This window comes from Streptomyces sp. NPDC030183 (genome assembly GCF_055573455.1).
In genome coordinates this window covers 80568-103045 of the sequence record NZ_JBVIBK010000017.1, presented here as the reverse complement: position 1 = coordinate 103045, position 22478 = coordinate 80568, and the positions used below count along the sequence as shown (strand labels likewise).

At 71.4% G+C, this 22478-nt stretch carries 14 protein-coding genes; 8 read left to right on the top strand and 6 right to left on the bottom strand.

The genetic code is table 11. The features are described from left to right. Positions 1-111: 111 nt before the first annotated feature. Positions 112-1281 carry a DUF418 domain-containing protein gene (locus tag ACZ4Z2_RS21470; RefSeq protein WP_468078223.1) on the top strand — a complete coding sequence of 390 codons (1170 nt, stop codon included), beginning with the start codon at positions 112-114 and terminating at the stop codon, positions 1279-1281. A 64-nt stretch (positions 1282-1345) separates the two neighbouring features. Here ACZ4Z2_RS21470 and ACZ4Z2_RS21465 read toward each other — a convergent pair whose 3' ends face one another. Next, the gene (locus ACZ4Z2_RS21465) at positions 1346-2311 is read right to left on the bottom strand and encodes a MaoC family dehydratase (protein WP_468078222.1); all 966 of its coding nucleotides are present in this window, start codon (positions 2309-2311) and stop codon (positions 1346-1348) included. Positions 2312-2560: 249 nt separating this feature from the next. Between ACZ4Z2_RS21465 and ACZ4Z2_RS21460 the strand changes: the two genes are divergently transcribed. Continuing rightward, positions 2561-4561, top strand: coding sequence for an AMP-dependent synthetase/ligase (locus ACZ4Z2_RS21460; RefSeq protein ID WP_468078221.1), 2001 nt, complete (start codon positions 2561-2563; stop codon positions 4559-4561). A 118-nt stretch (positions 4562-4679) separates the two neighbouring features. Here ACZ4Z2_RS21460 and ACZ4Z2_RS21455 read toward each other — a convergent pair whose 3' ends face one another. Then, a complete protein-coding gene (locus tag ACZ4Z2_RS21455; RefSeq protein ID WP_468078220.1) occupies positions 4680-5744 on the bottom strand; it encodes a phage baseplate protein in 1065 nt (354 codons plus the stop codon). Positions 5745-6152: 408 nt separating this feature from the next. Here ACZ4Z2_RS21455 and ACZ4Z2_RS21450 point away from each other — a divergent pair, with 408 nt between their 5' ends. Beyond that, the gene (locus ACZ4Z2_RS21450) at positions 6153-12650 is read left to right on the top strand and encodes an RHS repeat domain-containing protein (RefSeq protein ID WP_468078219.1); all 6498 of its coding nucleotides are present in this window, start codon (positions 6153-6155) and stop codon (positions 12648-12650) included. Positions 12651-12658: 8 nt separating this feature from the next. Continuing rightward, a complete protein-coding gene (locus tag ACZ4Z2_RS21445) occupies positions 12659-13117 on the top strand; it encodes a hypothetical protein (RefSeq protein ID WP_468078218.1) in 459 nt (152 codons plus the stop codon). 87 nt (positions 13118-13204) lie between these two features. On the opposite strand, the gene ACZ4Z2_RS21440 is transcribed toward ACZ4Z2_RS21445, so the two are convergent. After that, positions 13205-16078: a helix-turn-helix transcriptional regulator gene (locus ACZ4Z2_RS21440; RefSeq protein WP_468078217.1), complete on the bottom strand. Its 2874-nt coding sequence runs from the start codon at positions 16076-16078 to the stop codon at positions 13205-13207. A gap of 332 nt (positions 16079-16410) precedes the next feature. Between ACZ4Z2_RS21440 and ACZ4Z2_RS21435 the strand changes: the two genes are divergently transcribed. Next, positions 16411-17226, top strand: coding sequence for a hypothetical protein (locus tag ACZ4Z2_RS21435; protein ID WP_468078216.1), 816 nt, complete (start codon positions 16411-16413; stop codon positions 17224-17226). Between the two features lie 8 nt (positions 17227-17234). Here ACZ4Z2_RS21435 and ACZ4Z2_RS21430 read toward each other — a convergent pair whose 3' ends face one another. Together ACZ4Z2_RS21430 and ACZ4Z2_RS21425 are read right to left on the bottom strand one after the other, a co-directional pair. Then, positions 17235-17549 carry an AzlD domain-containing protein gene (locus tag ACZ4Z2_RS21430; RefSeq protein WP_468078215.1) on the bottom strand — a complete coding sequence of 105 codons (315 nt, stop codon included), beginning with the start codon at positions 17547-17549 and terminating at the stop codon, positions 17235-17237. Further along, the gene (locus tag ACZ4Z2_RS21425) at positions 17546-18286 is read right to left on the bottom strand and encodes an AzlC family ABC transporter permease (protein ID WP_468078214.1); all 741 of its coding nucleotides are present in this window, start codon (positions 18284-18286) and stop codon (positions 17546-17548) included. The genes ACZ4Z2_RS21430 and ACZ4Z2_RS21425 overlap by 4 nt, the downstream gene beginning before the upstream one ends. 67 nt (positions 18287-18353) lie before the next feature. Between ACZ4Z2_RS21425 and ACZ4Z2_RS21420 the strand changes: the two genes are divergently transcribed. After that, positions 18354-18962, top strand: coding sequence for a helix-turn-helix domain-containing protein (locus tag ACZ4Z2_RS21420; protein WP_468078213.1), 609 nt, complete (start codon positions 18354-18356; stop codon positions 18960-18962). 154 nt (positions 18963-19116) lie between these two features. Here the strand turns inward: ACZ4Z2_RS21420 and ACZ4Z2_RS21415 are convergent, their stop codons facing one another. Then, positions 19117-19320, bottom strand: coding sequence for a cold-shock protein (locus ACZ4Z2_RS21415; RefSeq protein WP_003992177.1), 204 nt, complete (start codon positions 19318-19320; stop codon positions 19117-19119). 322 nt (positions 19321-19642) lie between these two features. On the opposite strand from ACZ4Z2_RS21415, the gene ACZ4Z2_RS21410 reads away from it, so the two are divergent. Continuing rightward, positions 19643-20488: a menaquinone biosynthetic enzyme MqnA/MqnD family protein gene (locus ACZ4Z2_RS21410; protein ID WP_468078212.1), complete on the top strand. Its 846-nt coding sequence runs from the start codon at positions 19643-19645 to the stop codon at positions 20486-20488. A gap of 158 nt (positions 20489-20646) precedes the next feature. Continuing rightward, positions 20647-22431, top strand: coding sequence for a serine/threonine-protein kinase (locus ACZ4Z2_RS21405; protein ID WP_468078211.1), 1785 nt, complete (start codon positions 20647-20649; stop codon positions 22429-22431). Positions 22432-22478 lie beyond the last annotated feature (47 nt).

Here is a 22478-nt window from a genome sequence, read left to right as displayed (position 1 = left end):
CCCGGCAGCCCCGGCGACCGGTAGGGTCCGGCGGCCGGTAGGGCTTGCCCCACCACGGATCCTCGGGCGCACCGGCTCGTGCCGTACTCCCGGCGTTCCTAGCGTTTCCGTATGACGGAAACGCTGCGGTCGCCCACCCCTACCCGGTTACTCGACGTCGACGCGCTGCGCGGGTTCGCGCTGTTCGGCATCCTTGTCGTGAACCTCGCCTTCTTCGCCTCCGGCTACCCCTTCCACCTCGTCGCCGATCCGGCGCACGGCTCCTGGCTGGACGACTCCGCCCACTTCGGGGTCCGGCTGCTGTTCGAGATGAAGTTCTACCTGCTCTTCTCGTTCCTGTTCGGCTACAGCTTCACCTTGCAGCTGGCCGCCGCGGACCGGGCCGGCGCGAACTTCACCACCCGGTTCGTCCGCCGGCTCGGCGGGCTCTTCGTGCTCGGCGGACTGCACGCGGTGCTGCTGTTCCACGGCGACATCCTGACCACCTACGCGCTGCTCGGTCTCGTGCTGCTCGCCGTGCACCGGATCCGGCCGAGGACGGCGGTGATCGCCGCGGGGGCGATCGTCGTGGTCATGGCGGCCGGTGCGGCCGTGGCCGCGCTGGCCGGCGCCGACCTGGTCGCCGACCAGGGCGCCGCGCTCGCCGACGGCCGCGCGTCGACCGACGCGCTGGACGGCGGCCTGGGTTCGGTGATCGGCGAACATGTGCGCTCGCTGCCGGTGATGGCCGGAAGCCTGGCGGTGCAGGGCCCGCTCGCGCTGTCCGCGTTCCTCGTCGGGCTGGCCGCCGGCCGGCACCAGGTGCTCGCCGACGGGATGGGCGGGCACGCGGCCGCGCTGCGCCGGCTGGAGCTGGTCGGGTACCCGGTCGGGCTCGCCGGCGCTCTGGTGTTCGCGATCGGCGGCGGCACGGTCGGCCTGGGCGGGCTGGCGGTCTGCATCCTGACCGCGCCGTTGCTGGCCGGCGCCTACGTGGCCACCCTGCTGCGGGTGTTCACCACCCCGCGCGGCGCCCGGCTGGCGCGGGTGCTCGCCCCGGCCGGCCGGATGGCGCTGTCGAACTATCTCGGTCAGTCCCTGCTGGGCGTGCTGATCTTCACCGGCGTGGGGCTCGGGCTGGCCGGGGACACGCCACCGGCGGTCGTGCCGGTCGTCGCCGCCGGCATCTTCGCGCTCCAACTGGAGCTGAGCCGGCGCTGGCTCGCGCGATACCGGTACGGCCCGGTCGAGTGGGTGCTGCGGGCCGTCACGAACGCGGAACGTCCCCCGATGCGCCGCTGACCCCCGCCGGCCTGCGCCCCCCTCCGCCGAGACATCGCGCTCCCGGCGGAGTCGCCGCCTGCCGTCAGTGGATCAGCGGGTACACGCTGCCCGTCACATGCACCCTCTCACCGCCCTCGCGGTCCCGGCCGCGCAGTTCGAAGTCACCGCCGGGGCGGCCGTCCGCCGCGAACGTGACGGTGCCCGGGAGCGGCACCGGTGCCCGGAACTCGGCGCGGACCAGGGCCGCCGGGGGTGTGCCGTGCTCGGCGAGGCAGCGGGCGACGGTCCACATGCCGTGGGCGATGGCGCGCGGGAAGCCGAAGAGGCGGGCGCCGAGCGGGTGGAGGTGGATGGGGTTCCGGTCGCCCGAGACCGCCCCGTAGCGCCGCCCGACATCCGCGGCGAGCCGCCACTCGGCGAGCGCGGGGAGCGACGGCGCCGAGCGCGGGCCCTCGCGGGTGGCGGCGGGACCGCCGTCCGGCCGGTGGGTGGTGTGGGGGGTGAGGGTGGCGAGGGACGGGGCGGGGGTCCGGTGGCGGGCGAGGTACGTGCTGCGGGACTCCCAGGCGATCTCGTCGCAGCCGCACTCGCCGCCGGTGTCCCGTACCTCGGTCACCACCGTGGCCTCGGTGCCCCGGCGGTGGGGCGTCAACCCGTCGACGTACACGGTCAGTTCGTACTCCCCGGTGGCGGGCAGCCGACGGCGGCGGGTGATCTCGATCGAGGTGTGGACGAGCCCGAGGAGCGGCAGCGGGAAGTCGCGGCCGGACATGATCCGCATCGCGAGCGGAAACCCGAGGACGTGCGGATAGGTGAGCGGGACGGCGTCCTCGCCGGTGGGGAAGCCGCAGACCCGTTCGTACGCGGCGAGATGCGCGAGGTCGATCCGTACGCCGGGCAGGACGAGCCGGTCGAGGCGGCCGACCGTGCCGTCGCCGTGCCGGGCGGCCGTACGGGGCAGCCTGCGGCTCTTGCACGGGGAGAGCAGGGCGCCCCGCGCGAGGAGGGGCGGCAGGAGAGGCGGGCCGGTGAGGGTGAGCTGAGGCATCGGACGGTTTCCCCTTCTCCCCGGCGCGGCGCACTTCCTTACTCCTCGGTCAGGTTACCCGAGGTAAAGGTCCCGGAAGCAGGGTGGGCGAGCAGGGGAGATGAACGACGCTCAGGTAATTTGACGCCTGCTTGACCTGCGGCGGAGTGCCGCAGGACACTGCACATCCCCACCCCCGGAACATCCCCGGACCACCCCCGCACTCACACGAACCTCACACACCGGCCCCGTACGATCCGGGCACACCGAATGCCCCAGGAGCCGCCCGTGTCCAGCGACCGCAGTGAACCCCTGCTCGTGGAACCCGAGTTGAAGCGGCTGGACGGCACGGTGCGAGAGGCGTACGTCCCGCCGCTGGCCACGCCCGGCACGTACGGCTCGCTCGCGGACATCCCCTTCGACAACGCGGACCACGAGCCCGGCGCGGTCGTCCTCAGCCGCAAGCACAACCGGGAGGACGCCAACGGCAGCGACGGGAACGGCGGCGCCCATGGCAACGGCAACGGCAGCCCCAGCGGCGGCGGCGACGGGGGCGAGGCCGGGGGGCGTTGGCGGGACGTGACGGCGGCGGAGTTCGCGGCGGAGGTGCTCGCCGTGGCCAAGGGCCTGATCGCCGAGGGGCTGATGCCGGGCGACCGCATCGCCATCATGGCGCGCACCACGTACGAGTGGACGCTCCTGGACTTCGCGGCGTGGGCGGCGGGCCTGGTGACCGTCCCCGTCTACCCGACCTCCTCCGTCTTCCAGACCCGCTGGATCCTCCAGGACTCCGGCGCGGTCGCCCTGGCCGTGGAGACGACCGGGCAGGCCGCCGCCCTCGGCCCCGAACTCGACCGCATCCCCGACCTCCGCCACATGTGGGTCTTCGACAAGGGCCACATGGAACACCTCGCCGAGCGGGGCCGCGACGTGTCCGACCAGGAGGTCGCCGTACGACGCGGCGTGCTGGGCCCCGACACCCTCGCCACCCTCATCTACACCTCGGGCACCACCGGCCGCCCCAAGGGCTGCGCCCTCACCCACGGCAACTTCTTCGCCGAGGTCGACAACGCGATCGACCTCCTCTACCCGATCTTCCGCGCGAAGACCGACGAGGAGGCGTCCACCCTCCTCTTCCTCCCGCTCGCCCATGTCTTCGGCCGCATGGTGGCGATCGCGTGCATGCGGGCCCGGATCCGCGTGGGCCACTCGCCGAGCTTCCGCACCGAGGACCTGCTCGCGGACCTGAAGTCGTTCCGCCCGACGTTCCTGCTGCTCATCCCGTACGTCCTGGAGAAGGTCTTCAACACGGCCCGGGCCTCCGCCGAACGCATGGGCCGCGCCTCCTCCTTCGACCGCGCCGCCGCGGTGGCCCGCCGCTACGGCGAGGCGCTGGAGTCCCAGCAGCACGGCACCGGACCGGGCCCCACCGCCTTCCTCAAGGCGGCCCGCACCTTCTACGACCCCCTCGTCTACCGCCGCATCCGCAACGCCCTCGGTGGCCGGGTCCGTTACGTCATCTGCGGCGGCTCCCCGCTGGGCCGCCGCCTGGCCGCGTTCTTCGCCGGCGCCGGTATCGACGTCTTCGAGGGCTACGGCATGACGGAGACCACGGCCGCCGTGACCGTCACCCCGCCGGTCCGCCCCCGCCTCGGTACGGTCGGCCGGCCGCTGCCCGGCACGCGCGTGCGCATCGCCGCGGACGGCGAGATCCTCCTCCACGGCGGCCAGATCTTCCGCGGCTACTGGGACCCGCAGGCCGGCGGAGTCGTCCCCACGAGCCCCGACGGCTGGTTCGCCACCGGCGACATCGGCCGGCTCGACGAGGAGGGCTACCTCACCATCACCGGCCGCAAGAAGGAGATCCTGGTCACCGACAGCGGCAAGAACGTGGCCCCGGCCCCGCTGGAGAACTGGCTCCGCTCCCACCCCCTGATCGCCCAGGCCATGGTCATCGGCGACCGCCGCCCCTACGTCACCGCCCTGCTGACCCTGGACCCCGAAGGCATCAGCCACTGGCGCCAGATGAACGGCAAGCACGCCGTACCGCCCGAACTCCTGGTCGACGACCCGGAGCTGCGCATGGTCCTCCAGCGGGCGGTGGACGAGGCCAACCGCCTGGTCTCCCGCCCCGAGTCCATCCGCCGCTTCACCGTCATCCCCGGCGGCTTCACAGAGGAGGCGGGCCATCTGACTCCGTCGATGAAGCTGCGGAGGGAGACGATCGAGAAGGCGTTCTCGGCGGAGATCGAGGGGCTGTACGAGACGTAGGGACGGCGAACGGGCGAGCCCAGCGAGCAGGGAGCGGGCGGGCCTCGCGAACCGGGAGGCGGGCGGGCCTCGCGAACCGGGAGGCGGGCGGGCCTCGCGAACCGGGAGGCCGGCGGTCTCAGACCAGCAGGTCCTTGTAGTAGAAGCTGGCCTTCTTGTCGGGCAGTGCCTTCGATTCCTGGGAGCCGAAGCCCATGTGGAGGCGGGCGGCTGCGGGAGTGGCAAGGTCGGGGATCTGGATGGCCAGACCTTCCGGCTCCCGGTAGTAGAGGCTCTCGCCCGCCTTGGTGAGACTGCGCTGCACCACGGTCCCGGTGTTCCAGTCGATGGCGGTGACGTAGGTGTTGCTGTCGCTGGTGCGGGTGCCGTCCGAGGCGTAGGTGTAGGCGGTGCCGTCGAGCGTGTACAGGTACTGGCCGAGCGAGGTGTAGCCCTGGAAGGTCGGGCCGGTCAGGACGGCCGGCTGGGTGAGGGAGGCCAGCGGCGTGAACGTCCTCGCCTTGAAGGCGGCGAGGTCGTAGAGGCTGTACTTCCAGGTCCCGCTGACGCGGTGGCGGTGCGCGATCCGGCTGTTGACGGGGTCGATGGCGACCGTGTTGTGGTCGGAGCCGGGTACCGGGTCGTAGACGCTCACCTGGTGGGAGTCGGGCGTGAGGACGGCGCCGTTGGCGAACTCGAAGCGGGCGATCTTCGTGCCGTAGCCGACGTTCTGGCTGTCGGCGAGGGCGTTGGTCTCGGTCCACAGGTAGGCGCTGTTGCCGGAGGGTTCGGCGGCGATGGAGACGCCGTGGCCGAAGCCGCGCAGATACATCCGGCCGATGATGTAGCCCTGCCAGTCGAGGCGGGTGATGCACAGGTCGCCGTTGGTTTCGCGTTCGGTGCCGGTGTAGGCGCGGCTCTCGCCGGGGAGTTGGCGCCCCGCCTGGACCAACTGCGCGGTGTAGAGGTGCTTGTTGGTGTTGTCGAAGGAGAAGGACTGCAGGATCCGTACGTCCTGGAGCAGGATCTCGCGGAACCACTCGTCGGAGGGGTCGGTGAGGTCGAACCGCTTGGACGCGGGCACGGCCGCGGCGGCGGTACCGGCGCCGGCGAGCACGGCGGAGCCCAGCAGGGCCACGCCACCGAGGCCCGCGGCGCGCTTGAGGATCTGCCGTCGGCTGGGTCTGTCCCTGTCGGCGCTCATGGTGCTGGAAGCCCTCCCCCTTGGTTGCGCGTGGCTGCACTGGGTTGCGTGTGAACAGCCGCTGGATTCAATCACCTCGACGCCGGGTTCACCAGACCCGTTCTCGCAGGTCAGGCCACTAGCGTCGATTTGGTTCCCAGTTGTGATACAGATCACACATGTAAAGAGGCGATAAGATCACGGTACGTGCCGATCATCCGATTATGTGGGGCTACCTCGGTCGATGAGGGACCACTTACCGTCCACCGGTGATCTGATCACCATCTGGCGTGAACCCTGCGTTCGGCCTGGCGACAGGTCGGGTTCGTAGCAGCGCCGGGGGCTCCCGGCTCCGGTTGGGTGGGGGATGGGTCCGTGCGACTGACGCGTAGACGTGGCAGGTGGACGAGCGGCGGCCGTGGCGCACGGGTGACGGGCGTATGGGGCCGACAGACCTCATGGGCCCTGGTCACAGCCCTGACGGCCTCGCTCCTGGCGGTGCCGGCCCTGGAGAGCGCGGCCTACGCCGCCGGAAGCGCGAAGGCCGGCCGCAAGCAGCCGGTGAACGTCCCGGCCCAGCCCGCCGGGGGCGTCCCGCGCGACCGTGCGGAGGCGACCCCGACGAAGCCGGCGCGTACGGTCTGGCCGAAAAGCGCGCAGGCCCGGGTGTCGCTGTCCGGGTTGAAGACCGGCAGGAAGGTCCCCGTCGCGCCCACCGGTTCGGAAGAGCCGGGCAAGGCCGTCGTCTCCGTGGGCCCACCCCCGGCGACCGCCAAGTTCAGCGCGCAGTCCGCCAGGACGTCGGTCCCCGCGAAGGTGGACGTGAAGGTCCTGGACCACAAGAGCCTGTCCAAGGTCGGCGGCGTCGGCCTGGGCGTCGAGGTCACCCGGCGGGACGGCACGGCCACCTCCGGCCCGGTGCAGGTCACGCTCGACTACTCCGGCTTCAGGTACGCCTACGGCGGCAACTTCGCCTCCCGTCTGCGTCTGGTGGCGCTCCCGGCCTGCGCCCTGACCACGCCGAAGGCCAAGGGCTGCTCCCCGGGCAGGGCCAAGCCGGTGCCGGTCCGCAACGACGTGGCCGATGGCACCCTCACCGCCACGGTCCAGGCGGACGGCGACCCGACGGCCGACCGGCCCGCCCTCCAGGAGGGGTCGGGCCTGTCGCGGTCGACGATGGCCACGACCTCCTCCGCGACGGTGTACGCGATGACCTCCGGGTCGTCGTCGGAGGCGGGGGACTACCGGGCGTCTTCGCTGAAGCCGTCCGGGTCGTGGAACGTGTCCGTCGGCTCGGGCGCTTTCACCTACGACCTGCCGATCCAGGCTCCCAAGCCGCCGATGGGCAGCGCGCCCTCACTGTCGCTCCAGTACAACTCGCAGTCCGTGGACGCGATGACGTCGTCGCAGAACACGCAGGCGAACTGGGCGGGTCTGGGCTGGGAACTGGGCGGTATCGGCTTCATCGAGCGTCGTTACCGCGGCTGCCAGGACGACGGCAGCGGCTCCGGCTGGGTCGGCGACCTGTGCTGGGACTCGCCGAACTCGGACAACGAGGCCGACGGGGCGATGTACGTCATCAACCTCAACGGAGTCTCCTCGACGCTGGTCCAGGACGGCAACGGCACCGGTTCCTACCACATCCAGGACGACCCGGGCTGGCGCGTCCAGCACCTGACGGGCGGTCACGGCGCGGACGACGAGTACTGGGTCGTCTCCAGCCAGGACGGTATGCGCTACTACTTCGGCTGGGGCCGCTCGGAGCGCAGCAGTGCCGCCACCGACTCGGTGCTGACGGTGCCTGTGTTCGGCAATGACCCGGGCGAGCCGGGTTACGACGGCGGCATCGGTGTGAAGCAGCAGGCATACAGGTGGGGCCTGGACCGGGTGGTCGACCAGAGCGAGGTCGAGACCGCCTACTTCTACGACAAGGAGCAGAACCACTACCGGTCCGTGCTCCTGACCGACCAGGCCCGTACGTACGACTCCGCCGCCTACCCGGTGCGGATCGAGTACGGCTGGGCGTCCCAGCTCGCCGGTGCCCAGCTGCCGGCCAAGGTCGAACTGCGCTACGTCGGGCGCTGTGTGGAGCGCATGGCGGACAAGGACCCGCTGGCCAGTGAACCGGCGGCCTGCCCGGCCATCTCCACCAACCCGGACTCCTACCCGGACGTCCCCACGGACCTGATCTGCGACGGCACCAACGCCGACGACGGCTGCAAGACCATCACCGGCGAGACCTACTCGCCCACCTTCTTCGCCACGAAGATGCTGTGGGACGTCAAGACGTTCGTCCAGGACAACGACGCCGCGCCGTGGGACCCGGCGATGCAGTACCAGCTGAAGTACGGTCTGCCGAACCCCGAGGGCACCGTCGACAACACCCTGTGGCTGGACTACGTGCAGCGCAAGGGCTACGGCGACGGCGACGACATCACCCTGCCCACCATCAACATCAACGGCGAGTGGCGGGACAACCAGCTCGGCGGTGGCGTCCTCAACTTCCGCCGCGTCACCCAGATCCACGGCGACCTCGGCTCCTTCGTCAACGTCACCTACCGCGACTACGACACCCAGGACACCTGCGACATCGACAACCCGCCCTCCGAGTCCAACAACACCCTGGCCTGCTTCAAGCAGCGCTGGGTGCCGGAGGGCTCGACGGACGAACGGACGGGCTGGTTCAAGAAGTACGTCGTGGGCAAGGTGAGCGTCGACCCGGGCCCCGGCGCGGGTGCCGGCAACGACGGCGACCCGACCATGACCACCACGTACGACTACGTGGGCAAGCCCGCCTGGGCGTTCCCCAACGACCCGCTGACCAAGGACGAGGACGAGTCCTGGACGGAGTGGCGCGGATACCAGCAGGTCGAGGTCCACACGGGCACCAAGTCCAACGCGGCGTCCACGTACTACTGGCTGTACCGGGGCATGGACGGCGACCGCACCTCCAAGACGAACCCGTCGGAGACCCGCAACGTCACCGTCGACGACGGCGACAGCGGCCGGGCGCCGGTCCCCGACTCGGCCTGGCTCAACGGCAAGGTCCTGGAGACCAGCGACCGCGACGGCTCCGGCCAGTCCCACAAGCGGGTCTGGCACGAATACTGGGTCCACACGACCGCCCACTACGACGGTCTGCCCGACGCCCGCTTCGTCCGCGACTCGAAGACCACCACGCACGAGCTGACCTCCACCGGCTGGCGCGAGCACATCGTCAAGAACGAGTACGAGACCACCGAGCCGGCCAGCACCAAGTACGGTCTGCCGCTGCGCACCAACGACTGGGGCCTGTCCGCCACCGACGACAACCGCTGCACCACCTACGGCCGCGCCTACAACACCGACTACTTCCCTGACTCGCAGGTCCAGCGCTGGATGGTGCTGCCCGACGAGACCCGGCACTACGCCGCCGACTGCGCGGCGAAGTCGTCGGCCAACCAGGACGCCTACACGGTGACCCTGTACGACGGCGCCACCTCGGTCACCGCCAACAAGCCGGTGGACGGCCTCGCCACGGCGGTACGCAAGTACGCCGCCGCCGACGACTACCGCGAGACCAAGGCGACGTACGACCAGGGCGGTCGCCCGATCACGGCCACCGACGGCAAGCAGAAGACCACCACGACGACCTACCAGCCGGCGACGTCCTGGCCGATCAACGGCGTCAAGGTCACCACCCCCGACCCGGACGGCACCACCGCCGGGACCGGACCGCAGTCGACCACCACGTGGTACTCCCGGCTGTGGGGCACCCCGTACCGCATCGAGGACGCCAACGGCCAGACGACCCGGATCGTGCACGACTCCGTCGGCCGCATCGCCCAGGTGTTCAAGCCTTCGCGTATTGCCGCGTACCCCGACGGCGCACCGTCCCTGGCGTACGACTACACCGTCACCACCTCGGACAACAGCGAAGGGGTTCCCGACCTCGTCTCCACCGTCCCACCGAGGATCACCACGAAGACGCTGCTGGAATCCAGCGGGAAGATCGCGACCTCGTACGAGTACCTCGACGGCCTCGGTCGGACCCGTGAGACCCAGAGCCCCGCGCCGACGGGTACCGGGCGGACCGTCCTCTCCACCCGCTACGACACCTCGGGCAACGTCACGGGCACCAGCTCCGCGTTCTACAACTCCGGCGACGCCGGCTCGGGCATGGTCCTGCCGACCGTCCCGACCCTGCCCTCCTACACCGACCTCGTCATCGACCATGCCGGCCGCACCACCGAGTCCCGGATCCTGGTGAACGGCGACCCGCAGTCCCAGAACCAGACGCGCACCAACCACCACGGCGACTACACCACCACGATGCCCGCGGCCGGCGAGCGCACGAACACCTACACCGATGTGTTCGGCCAGGTCAGCAAGGTCGTCGAGTTCGGTCCTTCGACGTACACGACGTCCTACGAGTACACCCGTAGCGGCAAGCTGTCGAAGATCACCGACTCCAAGGGCAACGTCACCACCTACACCTACAACTGGCTCGGCGAGCGCACCGGCGGCAAGGACCCCGACAGCGACCCGAACGGCGTCGGCATCACGACGTACGACGACAACGGCAACCTGCAGACCGTCAAGGACGGCAACGGCACCGTCCTGACGTACACCTACGATGCCCTCAACCGGCTGCTGACCGTGCAGAACGGGACGGCCGTGCTGACGCGCAACACCTACGACACGGCGACGGGCGGCGTCGGGGAACTCGCCACGTCCACGGCCTACACAAACGGTTACGCGTACACCAACACCATCAACGCGTACGACAACGAGGGCAACGTCACTGATTCGCAGATGACGGTCCCTGCCGACGGAAGCGGACTGCAGGGCACCTACAGGACCACCTACACCTTCAACACCGCCGGACAGCAGACGAGCGTGACCTATCCGGCCGTCGGTGGCCTCCCCAGGGAGACCGTCACCACGCAGTTCGACGCGTACGGCAACCCGGAGAAGGTCTCCAGCGACCTCAACAACACGGTCTACATCGACTCAACCGGCTTCGACAGGCTGGGCCGTCTCGCTGACCGCACCTACGGCACCGCGGCCACAACCGGCACCACGGCGCGCCGCGCCTACACGTACGACGACGCGACCGGCGCCGGCTGGCTGAAGAACATCACCACGACGACCAGCACGAAGGGCACGGTCCAGAACGACGACTACCTCCGGGACAACGCCGGTCAGACCACCGACCTGGCCGACCGGATCACCGGCCAGCACCAGTGCTACACCTATGACGAGCTGAACCGCCTCAGCCGTGCCTGGACCTCGGCGGCGACGACCGGCTGCGCCGGCCCCTTCACCCCCGACCTCTCGACCGGCCAGGACCCCTACCAGCTCGACTACTCCTACGACGGCATCGGCAACCTGCAGAAGGTCACCAGCACCACGGCCTCCGGCAGCAGCGTCCGCGACTACGTCTACCCCGGCTACTCCGCCGACCAGTCGACGTACACCGCCGGCGCCCCCCGCCCCCACGCCGTCGCCACGATCAAAACCCCGACGGGTACCGACAGCTACACGTACGACGATGCCGGCCGGCTCAAGAGCCGCACCGTGGGCGGGGCCAGGACCGACCTGGTCTGGAACGCCCTGGACCAGGTCACCACGACCAGCGGAGCCACCACCACCGGGTACGTCTACGACGCCGCCGGCGCTGTCCTGCTGCGCACGTCGCCGACGGAGAACGTGCTGTACCTCGGGGGCCAAGAGGTCCACAAGGCATCCGGTGCCGCCCCGAAGGCCACGCGCTTCTACAGCGACGGCAACGTGGTCGTCGCCTCGCGCACCGCCGTGGACAGCACCACGAGCAAGCTGAGCTGGATCATGTCCGACAACCAGGCGTCGACCCAGCTGACCGTCGACGTCGTCACGGGCACCGCGCAGCGCCGCCGCTACATGCCCTTCGGAGCGCAGCGCGGAGACAAGGGTCTGCCCGCGAGCACGGATCGCGGCTTCCTGGGCAAGCCCGAGGACGACACGGCCGGCCTGTCCATCCTGGGCGCCCGCATGTACGACGCGACGCTGGGCAGGTTCCTGAGCCCGGACGCGCTGAGCACCCCGTACGCGCCGCAGAATCTCAACGCCTACTCGTACTCGGTCAACAATCCCATCGCCTACAGCGACCCCACGGGGCTGTCCTGCGAATCCGACATCTCGTTCGACAGCAACGGCAACCCCGTGATGAAGAAGTCGTGCGGAGCGCCCCCCGGTGGCTCCTCGGCACTCGTGGACATCGGCAGCATCTCCAACTCGGACGACTCCGGCAGCGGGTGGACGTGCAACGTCGGTTACAACATCTCCGGCACCTGCGGGCTGCCCACCTACAAGGGCAATTTCGGGGACACCACCTATGCACCCGACATCCCCAAGGAGGCGGAGAAGGAGACCCGGATCGCCGCGTGCGGATGGATACCCATCCTGGGGGCCGGATGTGACCTGTACGACCTCAAGCGCGCCATCGCCGACGGCAGTGGATGGGGAATAGCCGGAGCCGTCGCCGGATTCCTTCCTGGCGGCGACGTCTTCAAGACGAACAAATCGCTCCAGCGGATCAAGGACGCGGTGAAACTCTCCCGGCCCGCGAAGCTGGCGGAGGACATGGCGAAATGGAAGAACCGCTCCATGATCGTCGGCGGCCAGAAACTGCTGCTGGACACCAAGGGGATGAACCACATCCTGGCGCGCCACCATCCCAAGTACTGGAACGGCACCGTGAAGAAGACGCAGACCTTCTTCGACAAGGACATGTCGATCGACGACGTGGCGGACGCCATCACCCACATCATCCGGGACAAGCAGGATGACATCGTGTCGAAGGGTGGAGCGTCCGGTTCGTACCAGATCAGAGCCGAGTACAATGGCGAACGCTATGTGCTTGGACTCAACAACGGCCGGGTCGGCCAGTTCTATCCGGAGTACTAGGTGAGCGCGTGATTGAAATTCGCACCTATCTCGGGAATGACTCCGACGGGTTCACTCCCGTGGAAGAAACGCATTCCTACGATGGTGACTCCTTTTACGTGGAAGGGGCCCTGGAGCTCACGGTCAACGGCGTGCAGCTGATCGACAGGAGCATGTGGGACTACGTCGACCAACTGTGGGCGTATTTCGTCCAGCTGGTTATCGACGGGCAGAAGTCCGGCCAGGCCGAAGTGCTGTTCCCGGACCAGCCGATCCGCTTGTCCATCGAGCGGGTCGGCAGGTCCGACATGCTGCTTCGCTGCGACGCGGGGGACGGCAAGCGTGTCGCCCGCGTCCCCGGCGCGGAACTCTCCGCCTCGGTGGCGCAGGCCGCAGAGCGCTTCTTCACCTCCATGGCCGCCCTGATCCCGGAGAACCGCCGGGGTTACGAGCACGAGTTGGGGAAGATCCCGTCCCTTCGGAGCTGACCGGACCTGTCGTCCCGCACCTGGGGCAGGACGGCAACCGGCTGCGTGCCAGGGTGGAACGTGCGGTCGGCGCCGGGCGACCCGTCCTCAATCCACCAGGTCCGCCGCCGTCAGCAGTCTCGTGAGATCGGTTCTCGACCGCACCTTCAACTTCCGGTAGACGCGGGTGAGATGGGCCTCCACCGTCTTCCGGGAGACGAACAGGGAGGCCGCCGCCTCCGTATTGTTCAGGCCCCGGGCGATCGCCCGGGACACCTGGAACTCCTGGGGTGTCAGCTGGTCCAGGACCCCGCCCATGCCGCCGGAACCGGAACCGGAACCGGAACCGGCCCCGGACGGGGTGGCCGCCGGCATCCCCCCGGCCGCCGCCAGTTCGCTCGCCGCGCGCCGGGCCCACGGCACCGCGCCCAGGCGCTCGAAGCAGGCCAGGGCGGACGACAGGGGCGCCCGGGCGGCTGCCGGGCGCCGGTGGCGGCGCAGGACCTCCGCCTCGCACAGCAGTGTGCGGGCCCAGTCGAACGGGCCCGTCGTCCGCCCGTGCGCCTCCAGCGCCGCCCCGAAGCACGCCTCCGCCTCCTCCGACGTCCCCGCCAGCAGGCCCCGTACGCGCGCGGCCGCCGCCTCCGCCGAGGCCAGGCCCGTCTCCCGCGCCCGCCCCTCCAGCCAGGCGACCACCTCACCGGCCCGCGCCGCGTTCCCGGCCCGTACGTGCGCCTCCGCCAGGTCCGCCGCGAACGGCACCACCTCCGGGTTGCCGATGCCCTGCTCCACGGCGAGTGACAACGTTTGCTCCAGCTGGTCGGCCGCCGCGTCGTGGTCGCCGTACGCCAGCGCCGACAGACCCAGTACGGCCGTCATGTGGAACTCCTGGCAGCCGATGCCGTACGCCCCGCACTCCCGCCGCGCCCGCGCCACATGCTCCTCGCACTCCACGCGGTCGCCGCGCAGCGCCTCCAGGCGGGCCAGGCAGTACCGGGCGTAGCTCACGCAGGTGAGCTGGCCCAGCTCCTCCGCCCAGCGCAGCGCCTCCGTCAGGTCGCCGCGGGCCGAGGCCCACTGGCCGATACGCGTCTCCAGTTCGCCCCGTACGGCGAGGGTGAAGCCCAGGACCCCGACCGCGCTGTGCCGGCGCGCCGACTCCACCGCCGTGTTGAGCAGGGCGCGGCCCCGCGCGAACTCCTCGACACGGCTCCACGCCTGCCCGGCGATCGCGTACACCTGCTGGTCGCGCACGGGGTCGCCCGCGCCGTGACGGTCGGCGGACTCCAGCATCGCGCGGCCCTCGGCGGTACGGCCGGCCATCACGAGGGCGCCGCCGAGGAGGGTGAGGCTGTACCAGCGTTCGGGGCCGGTGTCGGACGCGAGGGCCAAGGACTCCTCGGCGACGCGTACGGCCGCCGGGACATGGCCGTCGAGACGGGCGGCGGCCGTCGCCTCGGCGAGGAGGAGGCAGGCGCGGGTCGGATCGGAGTCGCGCACGGCGTCGGCGGCGTTCACCAGGAGGCCGTACGCCTGCGCGGTCTCGCCCTTCCAGGTGTACATCCGGCCCAGCAGGCCCTGGACGGCGGCGCGCGTCGCCGGGTCGGGGGCGATGCGGACGGCCTCCTCGCACCACTGCGGCCCGGCGGGGGAGCCGCTCAGCAGCGCGTCGGAGGCGGCGTTGAGGAGGCGCCCGGCGCGGACGGCCGGCTCGGGGGTGAGGTCGGCGGACCGGCGCCAGGCCAGCGCCGCCTCCCCGAACGCGCTGCGCCGCCGGGCCTCCAGCGCGGCCTCCGCGAGCGCCGCCGCCGTGTCCTCGTCGGGGCCGGGGGTCGCGGACGCCCGGTACCAGGCGCGCAGCGGGCCCGTGCTCACGTCGGCCAGCGCCTGGAACGCGGCACAGCGGTGAGCGAGGGGCGCGCGGCCCAGGACCAGGGCGCGCAGCACCGGGTGGTGGAAGTCCAGGCCGTCCGCCGTCGCCGTGATCAGGCCGTCCTCCTCCGCCGGGGACAGGGCGTCCAGCGACAGTCCGGCCGCCTCCAGAGCCTTGCGCAGCGGACCCGCCGCCGTCGACCGGCCGGCGGCGAGGACGACCAACGCCCGGCGCGCGGGGTCGGGGAGCCCGTCGATACGGGTCGCCCAGGCCCGCTCCAGATGGCTGCCGACGGACGGCGGGTCCAGCAACGGCCGCTCCCCGCGCGCCTGCTCCTCCGTCAGCCCGTTCGCGATCTCCCGCAGGGCGAGCGGGTTGCCGCCGCTGATCCGCACGAGGTCGGCGAGCACGCTGGGGGCGACGGCGGCCGGGCCGCTCCCGGTGGCCGTCAGGGTGCCCGTGCGCGCGCCCGTGCCTGTGCCCGAGCCCGGGCCGTTCAGCAACTCCGCGCACTCCTCCGCCGTCAACCCGCCGACCTGCACGGTCGGGATGCTGCGGCGCGGCCCCGACTCCCCGTGGTCCTCGCGGGAGCCGAACGCGAGGGCGACGCGTTCGCTGGAGAGGCGGCGGGCGATGAACAGCAGGACGCGCTGGGACGAGGGGTCCACCCAGTGGAGGTCGTCCACGAGGACGACGACGGGGCGCTCGTCGCCGAGCGCGGCCAGGACGTTCAGCGCGCCCATGCAGGCGGCGTACGGATTGCCCGGCGGGTCGGCGGGGTCGCCACCCAGTGCGAGGCAGGACTCAAGGGCGGCGCGCTGCGCTCCGGGGAGGTCCCTGAGAAGGGACGAACAGGGCATGAGAAGGTCGCCGAGCGTGGCGAAGGGGAGGACCGTCTCGGTCTCGATGCCCCGGGCCCGCAGGACCGTCGCCGGTGCGGAGCCGGACGTTCCGGCCGCTGCCCGCTCCGCCGCGTAGTCGAGGAGAGCCGTCTTGCCGATGCCGGGCTCGCCCCACAAGAGCAGCGCCGCCCCACCGGCCCCACCTGCCACGAGCAGGTCGTCCAGCAGCCGGCGTTCCCGCGCCCGGCCGACGAGTCCCCGTAACAATGCGCCACCCCCTGGTGCCCGCCCGCGTCCGCCCCGCCTCGTCCATCATGCCGCGCGAAGGGCGGGCCAAGAAGGTCGAGGCGGGCATCGGTCGGGGGGAGATGTAGGGACTTCCCGGAAGCGGGCCGGGTCCCTCCGGGGCTTCAATGATGTCTCGCGGGACCTCGTTGGAACGGGGGATCGAGGAACCGCGGATCAGAGGGAATCACAGGGAATCAAGGGGAACAGCAGGGGATCAGTGCAAGGGGGACCCCAGGGGGCTTCCCGAGGGATTCAGGGGACCGAGGGAAAACCAGGGGATGAACCAGGTCGCGGAACAAGGGGGACGGCTCATGCCGGCATCCGTGGAACGCGGGGATCTCACCTACGGGTCCGACCGGCCACACCGGCCGGACCCGCTCGGCCGGCTCGACTCGGTCGAGATCAAGGTGACGTTCTCGGGTGCGGGCGCGGCCGCCGCGACCCGGGCGCTGGCGCCGGACACCGGGGGAGCCCGGCGCCGCGTCTACTTCTGCGAGGCTCTGGCCCGCTCCACGGCGCCGGGTCACCTCCCGCTTCTCGACGCGGGGCTGATCCTGCGCCTCCGGGCGGGGAGCGGGCGGGGCGGGGCCGCGACCGCGGAACTGCGGCCCTGCCGCCGGTCCCGGCTCTCGGAGCGCTGGCTGCGCTTCCACGAGCAGGGACCGGACTCCTTCCACCTCGCGGACACCTGGTCCGGCGACCGCCGGGTGCTGTCCGCCACCCTCGTCTCGGACTGCGGCCGTACGGCCGTGGAGGCGGCGGCCACGGGGGCGAAGCCGCTCGAACTCGTCTTCTCGGAGCGGCAACGGGCCTTCCTCGCCGACTGCGCCGACGTCAGCGTCGGCTTCGGCTCGCTCGACGTCCTCGGCCCCGTCCACACGGTCCGCCGCGACGGTGTACGGCTCGACCACCACGAGGTCACGCTGGAGCACTGGACGCTGGACGGCGGCCGGGCGGGGGCCGGGCCGCTGGAGTGGCTGGAGGTCTCCGAGCGCGTCGCCCCCGAGGGCGCCGAGGTCGTCCAGGCATCCCTCACCGCCCTCCTGAAGGCCAAGGGCCTCGACCCAGACCTGGGCTCGGGCATCCACGTCCGCAGGATCCTGGAGGAACTGGCCGCCAGGGCCTAGGCCAATGCCTACGGCACACCCAGCGCCCGCAACACCCCCGCCGTCGCCGCCGCCCCGAGGACCACGATCGCGAACGGCGCTCTCCGCCATGCCAGTACGCCGCCCACCAGCACCCCGGCCGGCCGGGCCCAGCCGGCGAAGCCGCCCCTCTCGGTCAGGGCGCCCGTGGCGAGCAGCGCCATCAGCAGCACCACGGCCGCGGCGGCCAGCAACTCCCGGACCCGGAGGGGGATCTCGACCCGCCCGTGCAGCAGCGGTCCGGTGAGCCGGAAGGCGTACGTCCCCACCGCCAGCACGAGCATCGCGACGACGACCCCGCTCATGCCGCAGCCCTCTCCTCCGCCGGGGCCCGCCGGACGAACAGTCCGGCCAGCGCGAGGAGTACGGGGACCCCCGTGGGGGTCAGTGGGGTGGCCGCCAGCGCCACCACCGCCCCGAGCAGCGCGGCCCGGCGTACCGGCGGCCGCTCGCGCAGCGCGGGCAGGACGAGCGCGGCGAGCACGGCCGGGAAGGCGGCGTCGAGGCCGTACGCGGCGGTGTCACCCAGGGCGGAACCGGCGAGCGCGCCCGCGAGGACGCACACGTTCCAGGTCACGAAGAGGCCGACCCCGGAGATCCAGAACGCGGCCCGGCGGCGCGCCGGGTCCCGCTGGGCCAGGGCGAAGGCCACCGTCTCGTCGGTGACCAGGTGCGCGCCCACCAGCCGGGCGAGCCGGCCCCGGCCCAGGACGTCGGCGACCGCCAGGCTGAACGCGGCCGTACGGGTGTTGAGCAGCAGCCCCGTGGCCGCCGCCGCGAACGGACCGCCCCCGGCCAGCAGGATCCCCACCGCGCTGAACTGCGCTGCCCCCGCGTACACCATGAGCGACATCACCACCGGCACCCACACCGGCAACCCGCCCGCCACCGAGATCGCGCCGAAGGAGACCCCGACGACTCCGCCGGCCACGCACACCAGGGCGATGTCCCGGAGCAGCCCGGAATCATGGACGCCCGGGGCATCCGGACGCCGGGCACGGGACGACCACGCCCTGCGGGTCGTTCGGAGAAGCGAACGCATGTTTTCTACAATGAACAGCAGCCACTCGTTCGTCAAGGCGAACGATCGTACTTCTGGAGCGAACCACATGGCCGACGCAGCGCCCGAGAACGAGGCCGGAGGGGCACGCGGCGACGGGAAGCCCCCGGCGCGCCTCCCGCTCGACTGGATCGCCGCCTCCCTCCGGCGGGAGCGCACACGGGCCGGGCTCTCCCTCTCCGAGCTGGCCAAACGCGCCGGAATCGCCAAGTCCACGCTGTCCCAGCTGGAGGCGGCGAGCGGCAACCCGAGCATGGAGACGCTGTGGGCGCTGGGCGTGGCACTCGGGGTGCCGTTCAGCGCCCTGATCGAGCCGCCCGTGCCGGCGGTGCAGGTCATCCGGGCGGGTGAGGGGCCCACGGTCCACTCCGAGCACTCCAGCTACTCGGCGGTCCTGCTCTCCGCGAGCCCGCCGGGAGCCCGCCGTGACATCTACCGCACGCGGCTGGAACCGGGCTCGGTGCGGGAGTCGGAGCCGCACCTCCCGGGGACGGTCGAACATCTCACCGTGAGCACGGGCCGGGTGAAGGCGGGCCCGAGGGGCGAGGAGGTCGAGCTGGGGCCGGGTGACTACATGGCGTTCCGGGGTGATGTCCCGCACTCCTACGAGGCGCTGGCCCCGGGAACGTCGTTCGTGCTCGTCATGCAGCACGTCTAGGGGTGCGAAAGTTCCGCCGACGCCGACGCCGACGCCGACGCCGACGCCGACGCCGACGCCGACGCCGGCGGTAAAGGCAGGAGCCCCTGCGCACAAAGGCGAGGGGCTCCTTGGGTACTGCTCTCAGACGTCGTCAGAGGGGGCATCCCTCAGATCAGACGGGGGTGACGTTCTCCGCCTGCGGGCCCTTCGGACCCTGGGTCACGTCGAAGGAGACCTGCTGGTTCTCCTCCAGCGAACGGAAGCCGCTCGCGTTGATGGCGGAGTAGTGAACGAAGACGTCGGGGCCGCCGCCTTCCTGGGCGATGAAGCCAAAGCCCTTTTCGGCGTTGAACCACTTCACGGTTCCGGTAGCCATAAGCCCTCCTTGGGCCCAAAGGGTTGCCCTGCTCCAGAACCCTGCAAGTGTGAAAACAAGATGCCGCACAACTGCATACGTCTGAAAACGACTAGAGCCCGCGGTTACATGCTCCGCAGGCTCTGTACTGCAAGGGAAACCAAACTGCAACTTGCGGCGAGCCTAGCACGCGGGCAGCCGAAAGCAATAGAGGTCAAGATCACGTCACCCGGATGTTTGAGTGATCGTTGCGCCGGATTGACGAGCGTCCCCCGAACGCCTCATGTGCGCCGCCCGGGACCCCGGACCCCGGACCGTACCTCATGAGGTCTAGTCTCGCGATGTGGACAATTCTCGCACCAGGCCGCGTGTAGGCCACATCCAGTTCCTGAACTGCCTGCCCCTGTACTGGGGGCTCGCGAGAACGGGCACGCTCCTCGACTTCGAGCTGACCAAGGACACCCCGGAGAAGCTCAGCGAGCAGCTGGTGCGCGGCGACCTCGACATCGGCCCCATCACCCTCGTCGAGTTCCTCCGCCACGCCGACGACCTGGTCGCCTTCCCCGACATCGCGGTCGGCTGCGACGGGCCGGTGATGTCCTGCGTCATCGTCTCGCAGGTCCCCCTCGAACGCCTGGACGGCGCCCGCGTCGCCCTCGGCTCCACCTCGCGCACCTCCGTACGCCTCGCCCAGCTGCTGCTGGCCGAGAGCGTCGGCGTACGGCCGTCGTACTACACCTGCCCGCCCGACCTCTCGCTGATGATGCAGGAGGCGGAGGCCGCCGTGCTGATCGGCGACGCGGCGCTGCGCGCCAACCTGCTCGACGGCCCGACGTACGGCCTCCAGGTGCACGACCTGGGTGCCATGTGGAAGGCGTGGACGGGGCTGCCGTTCGTCTTCGCGGTGTGGGCGGCGCGCCGGGACTACCTGGAGCGGAACCCGCAGGTCACCCGGCAGGTCCACGAGGCGTTCCTGGCCTCGCGCGACCTGTCCCTGGTCGAGGTCGGCAAGGTCGCGGAGCAGGCCGCCCGCTGGGAGGCGTTCGACGAGCGGGTCCTGGAGCGCTACTTCACCACCCTCGACTTCCGCTTCGGCGACCCGCAGCTGCGGGCGGTCGCGGAGTTCGCCCGCCGGGTCGGTCCCACGACGGGATTTCCGGCGGATGTGAAGGTGGATCTCCTTTCCTGAGCATTTCCTCCGCCGGTCACCGAGCCGTCGCCGGAAATTCGTTTGACGCATTACAGGTCCCGTGGGACTGGCGGTCGGTGTGCGTATTCCTGTTCGGGCGTACAGCACTACGCTGCTGGGGAGTCGTGGAGAGGGACGCACGGGGGAGGGGTGGGGCGATGCAGCCGCTCGACGTCGGCGAACCCACGGTCATCGGGCCCTACCGGTTGCTCGGCCGGCTCGGTTCCGGCGGGATGGGCCGGGTCTACCTCGGGCGCAGCGCCGGCGGCCGCACCGTCGCCGTCAAGGTCGTGCACCCCCACTTCGCGCTGGACGAGGAGTTCCGCGCCCGCTTCCGCCGCGAGGTGCAGGCAGCCCGGCGGGTGGGCGGCGCCTGGACCGCGCCCGTCCTCGACGCGGACCCGGAGGCGTCGGTGCCCTGGGTGGCCACCGGGTACGCGGCCGGGCCCTCCCTCTCCGGGGCCGTCGCGGACGGCGGCCCGCTGCCCGAGCACACCGTGCGGGTGCTGGGCGCCGGGCTCGCGGAGGCACTCTGCGCCGTCCACGCGCTGGGCCTGGTCCACCGCGACGTGAAGCCCTCCAACGTGCTGCTCACCGTGGACGGCCCGCTCCTCATCGACTTCGGCATCGCCCGCGCCACCGACGGCACGGCCTCCCTCACCTCGACCGGCGTCTCCATCGGCTCCCCCGGCTACATGTCGCCCGAGCAGATCCTCGGCCACGGCGTCACCGGCGCCGCCGACGTCTTCTCGCTCGGCGCGGTCCTCGCCTACGCCGCGACCGGGGAATCGCCCTTCCCGGGCGACTCCTCCGCCGCGCTCCTCTACAAGGTCGTGCACGAGCCGCCACGGCTGGACGGTCTGCGGGGCGAACTGCGCGACCTGGTCGAGCGCTGCCTCGCGAAGGAGCCGGGCGCCCGGCCCGTCCCCGACGACATCGCCCGCGCCCTCGCCCCCGAAGGCGCCGCCCGCCTGGTCACGGCGGGCTGGCTCCCCGGTTCCCTCGTCGAACAGGTCGGCCGCAGCGCCGTCCACCTCCTCAACCTGGACGCGACGGAACCGGACCCCTCCGGGCCGGTGGGATTCAGCAGCCCCTCGGTGGGGGAGCCGGCCACGCCGACGCCGACGCCGACGCCGACGCCGACGGGCGCCACGCCGGGCGGCGGGGCGAGTGCCATGAGTGGGGTGAGCGGGACGTTCGGGCCGCCGCCCGTCATGTCGCCGTCGACGCCATCGACGCCATCGACGCCGTCCGTGCCGTCGGCGCCGCCCGGGCACTCCGGTCCCGCCACGTACGTGCCCGGCGCACGCGCGGACGCCGCGGTGGCGGACACCGTGCCGCCGCCGGCCGCGCCCGGCAAGATCAGCCTGAGCGTGGCCGCCGCCTCGACGACCGAGGCCGGCGGGCGCGGCCGGAGGGTGAGCTGTTCGATCGCGCTGGCCGTGGCGGGGGCCTTCGCGGCGGTGAGCGTGGGCTCGGTGTTCGTCTTCGGGATGCTCCGAAGCGAGGACGAGCGCAACGGCGACGCCGCGGCCCCCGCCCCGTCGGCGAGCGCGGAGGCCTCCGAGGCCCCGGGCGACACCAAAGGCGACGTACCGGCGAAGTACCTCGGCACATGGGAGGGCGACGGCTACGCCCTGGGCGGCAAGCTCCCCGCCGGCACCTTCCGGGTCACTCTGAAACAGGCCGCCGTCGGAAAGGACCTCGGCACCTTCCGCTCGGTCGACCCCCTGGGCGGCGCCTGCGACGACAAGCTGGTCCTCAAGGAGGTGACGGACGCCCACGTCCTCGCCACGAGCATCGCCGACACCGAGAACAACCCCGGCACCTGCACCAGCAACACCCATGTCGTCACCTTCACCCTCGACGGCGACGCGCTCCGGTACGCCGCGGACAACGCGGACGCCGGCGACCCGACGGCCCGGCTGAAGAAGCTGAAGTAGGAAGATCACTGGTCGCGGGCGTGGAGCCGTGGTCCGATGCCGCGGTG